Below are 2,519 nucleotides of genomic sequence, written 5' to 3' on the forward strand. Positions count from 1 at the left end.
GTTTCACTGCATACACCGTCCAGGCCCCAAGAAAAACCCAGGGCTGACCAACATCGATGAGCCAAATCGGCCCAGACTCGTCCCGGCGGAATACCAGCGGCGGCCTCCATCCGCCCGAGAAAATCTCCTCATTCGAGGTTCCCTGCGCGGGTTGGTCAAGACGCGCGACAAAATCGCTTACCGTCAGCCCTTCAGGCGCGATGAAGGCGGTATAGGCATCTCCGCGCCACCCGTGCGGAATCTCTTGCACGACCAACCGACGCCCCTGTTCGCCATCGCGCTGCCAAATGACGGAGCGGGTGCCTTCGGCGTGATGCTTTTCGAACGTCGCCTCATCGACTTGAAGTGCATCGCCGCCGGAGATGTCGAGTTCGGTCGCTCCCAACACCAGTGTGCTTGTAAGCGTTCGGGGAAGTACCAGGGGGGCAAAAAGACGAGGAGAGTCCGATGTAAAGGCTGCTTTGGCAATGACGAGCGCTTCCAGGCACTCAGGTCGAGCCACTGAGCCGGTTAGCGCGAGACCTGCGAACCCCAACGGCGAGCCCGACGCCTCGCTCGCTATGGCCAGCGTCAGCAACAGCGGCGCAGCAACTTTCGCCCACGAGCGGGTCACAAACCGAACCTTCCAAGTCTTGGACGTGCGAACCATGAGCCACAATAGAGCAGCACCGTGCGTTTCCTGAGAAGCCCGCGTGAAGTGTCAGAGAAGAGGGCCAGTTCCGAGGGCACGGCTGGCGGCAAACTGGACGGCCGTGCCGAACTTCCGGTTTTGGCCGGAAGCGGCTGGCTGCCCATTGTTGACCGCCACGTGGTCAGTGCGCACGCGCTTCAATGCGATCGGGGCGTACGCCCCCGCCCCGCCCTACCCTGCCCGGTCTTGGCCGGAGCTCCAGGGAAGACGGCAGGGGCGTTTGGGCTCCGCGGCGGCCGACTCCTCAGCGAATCAACGACTTGCGCGCGCCGTATCTTTTCCGGATAGGTCACTTCACCCTCCGCTCGAGATAGAGTTTTCGCGCGCGCTGGTCGCTACGCATTCTGAGGGACCCGAGCCTCGACCAACGATCCCCCCATCTGGGGACGCTTTCATGGCGATACCGGAGTACACCTGTTTTCCCGTTCAATAAAGGAGGACGCGCCATGAAGGCTGTTGAACCTCTGCCCGATGTTCTCAAGGCGCAGATCGACACCGGTTTGCAGGAGTTGGACGATCTCGCGCGCGCGGAGTATGAGCTGTCGCTGCAGGAGCTGCTGAGCAATGGCGAGCAGCTTCGGGTGCAACGATTAGTCGGCATCGCATTGAAGCGGAAGTTTGCCAGGCCGATTGATCGGACTGCGCCAGGAGGAGTCACTGGCGCCAGGAGAGCGTGGCCGTGGCCTGACAACAATGAGTCGATGGTCCCGCTTGTAGACGACGCAGCCAGCGAGCTCGAGGTGCTCGATGAGTTGCGTAGGCCGGGGATCTGGAACGAGCGGAAGAGATTCAGTGCGGACCCTAATGATGGACAGGCGATCACGTGGGCGGACTTCAAGTTCGACGTGGACCAGGAGCGCGGCCTTTTCAAGGTCGTTGCGCTGTACTGCGTGGACAAAGCCAGACTGAAGGACGGCAGGACAATCAAGGAATACATGGACGCGCCTGAATCGAAGTCATTCAAGGCGAGCCTCGACCTTGCGACACTGCTGTTCGATTTCGCAGTGACCCCGTCCCTGGCCGGACTGCTTGGCGTTCCCACGGTTGCCGTTGGCGTGGCGCTCGTCGGTGTCCAGTTCGGCTACGACGCCCTCGTGGACCCGAAGGACAAGGCGCGGGTGGGAGACCAGAACAGCTGACGCCTGTCGCGAATCGGGACATGATTGCGTCTTGGCGCGGGGGAGGCTGTTCCCGGACTTTTCGAGATGGCGCGGCGCTGCTGTGGTCGCCGCCTGGCTTTCGCGAAGGCTCGAAAGCTCGCGCACGGAGTGGGCGACAAAAACGGGCCCAGTTCCTTAAGAATGCCTGATGGCCGCCCGAACAGCGGCGCCGTATACCTGTACTAGAGCCGGCATCGGTCCGTCTCGTTGTGCAAGGACCTGCGCGGGCGGGGCCACCTGAGTTCCTCCAAGGTTGTCGCACTTCCTTACCCAGGAAAATCAACAGCTACGAGCGCCATTTTCAAAGTTGTACCGCTCGCGTTTTCAAAGTTCCGCCGGCGCCGGTGCAGCGCGCATCCAACGGCCGCTTCCGGGCTCCATTGCCGTCCGCTGTAGGCCCGGTTCGGGCCCATCAGCGATGTTGGCAGAGCTCGACTCACTGCCCGAAAGCAGACCATCGGTGTCAGCCCGCGGGCGCAGCCCAGAAGCGCGTTGCTGGAGAAGGCATGCCGGCCCTCGCGTTCGATGGGGCCAGCTGGTTTCCCGGCTTTACCCGGATCTGCCCGATCCAGGGAGGGGGCCTAGGGCAACGCTGATCAAGTCAACCGATGGCATGCCGCATGCATTGCCTTCGACATGAAGCAACAGACCTTGGCTATGGCTGCTGA

General features: G+C 62.1%; 2 protein-coding genes. One reads left to right on the plus strand and one right to left on the minus strand.

Features of this window, described 5'->3' with window-relative positions; translation table 11 throughout:
- On the minus strand, positions 1 to 613 hold a 613-nt coding region (locus AC1DY5_RS51095), incomplete at its 3' end, for a hypothetical protein (RefSeq protein ID WP_478121927.1).
- Positions 614 to 1,137: 524 nt separating this feature from the next.
- Between AC1DY5_RS51095 and AC1DY5_RS51100 the strand changes: the two genes are divergently transcribed.
- Entirely contained in the window at positions 1,138 to 1,830 is a 693-nt protein-coding gene (locus tag AC1DY5_RS51100) for a hypothetical protein (RefSeq protein ID WP_478121928.1), read from the plus strand.
- The last annotated feature ends 689 nt before the right edge of the window (positions 1,831 to 2,519 follow it).

This window comes from Variovorax sp. P4_D9 (genome assembly GCF_056401695.1).